Origin of the sequence: Collinsella aerofaciens (assembly GCF_005845035.1) — a bacterium.
GTDB lineage: Bacteria > Actinomycetota > Coriobacteriia > Coriobacteriales > Coriobacteriaceae > Collinsella > Collinsella aerofaciens_I.
In genome coordinates this window covers 1-1,401 of record NZ_SPFO01000047.1, presented here as the reverse complement: position 1 = coordinate 1,401, position 1,401 = coordinate 1, and the positions used below count along the sequence as shown (strand labels likewise).

General features: G+C 72.9%; 1 protein-coding gene. It reads right to left on the bottom strand.

Annotated features, from left to right (window positions below; genetic code table 11):
- Positions 1-1,277: IS30 family transposase (locus FGQ67_RS09985; protein WP_249934453.1), on the bottom strand; the 1,277-nt coding region annotated here is incomplete at its 3' end.
- Positions 1,278-1,401: the final 124 nt, after the last annotated feature.

Sequence of the window (1,401 nt, the reverse complement as noted above, 5' to 3'; positions counted from 1 at the left end):
CCCGGCGCGCCGGCTATCCCGCCAGCGGCCCCTCGTCCCTCGCGGCCCTGGCCCTGTCGATGCAGCCGGGCGTGAGGTCGAGCCCGCCGTGCGCCAGCTCCTCCACCCCGAACGCGTCCATGAGGGCGGAGGCATCCTCCCCGAGGGCCATCCGCAGCACGCGCGCCGGCGTCAGGAACCCGAGCGCCCCCCCTCGGCTCGGAGTTCACCTGCGACATGAGCAGCGCGCAGTCCGCCGCCGTCAGCCGGTCGAACCTGACCCCGGCGCCCTTGGGCAGCAGCTTCCTGATCTCCACGTGGTTCTTCTCGCACGCGCCCTTCTGCTGGCTCTGCCGGGGGTCGCAGTAGAAGAGCCTGGTCTCGCCGTCGCGCTCGCCGAGCAGCGCCGCGATGGCGCCCTCGTCGGCGAACTCGCTCCCGTTGTCGGTGAGCACGGCGCCGAAGGCGCGCCTCGCGCCGTCCTCGCCGAGGACCGCGCGCAGGGACGAGAGCGCCGCGAGGACCGAGGCGCACGCGCCGTCCGGCAGCGGCAGCGCCAGCTGGAAGCGGCTCGGGCGGTGCAGAAGCGTGAGGAGCCTGGCGGAGTCGCACCCGGCGCCCTCGACGGTGTCCATCTCCCAGGCCGCGGCGCAGGCGTCCTCGCCGAGCGCGAGGAACGCCGCGTGCGACCTGCGGGCCGAGTGGGACGTCGCCCTCTTCGGGGCCCGGTGCGACCTCGGCCTGTAGCCGACCTTGCGCCTGAGCTCCATGTTCGTCATGCCGTCGTAGCCGGCGTCCACCCACCTGTATACGGTGGAGGCGCTGAGGCCGGGGGTCGTCGCCGCTATCTGCTGCGGGGAGAGCCCACGCGCGAGGCCGCCCCTGATGGCCGCGAGCTTGGCGGCGGCGCCCTCCTCGGTCTCGTCTATCCCGGATCTGCTCGACGAGAGCTCGGCGTCGGCTGCCTCCTGCGCCCTCCTGGCGCTGTAGAACACCCTGGGCCTCCTCGAGCAGCCGTAGCCCCTCCTGTGCGAGCAGCCGTTGCAGCACCTCGGCCATGCGGCGAGCCTGGGGCAGGCCCCCGAGAGGTCCTCGGGCGCGGGCTCGCCGTAGCGCGAGCGCGGCGCGGTGACGTAGCGGTGCGCCGCCACCTCCCTGGTCACGGTCGAGGGCGACCTGCCGAGCTCCGCGGCGATCTCGCGGGCGCTTCGGTTGCGGTCGAGCATTCTCTCGATCGCGTTCCTCTCGTGCCTCGTGAGCCTCCCGTACGACCTTCCGGACGGTCTCGGTCTGGACATGCCGGCCTCCCTCCATCGAGGGCCGGGGGATTCCGGCCCCTCTGGGGTTGCCTACCCGGATTCGCGCCTCAGGACTCAGCGCAACGCGTTGCGCTGAGTCCTGAGGCTGTTGCAATGAAAATGA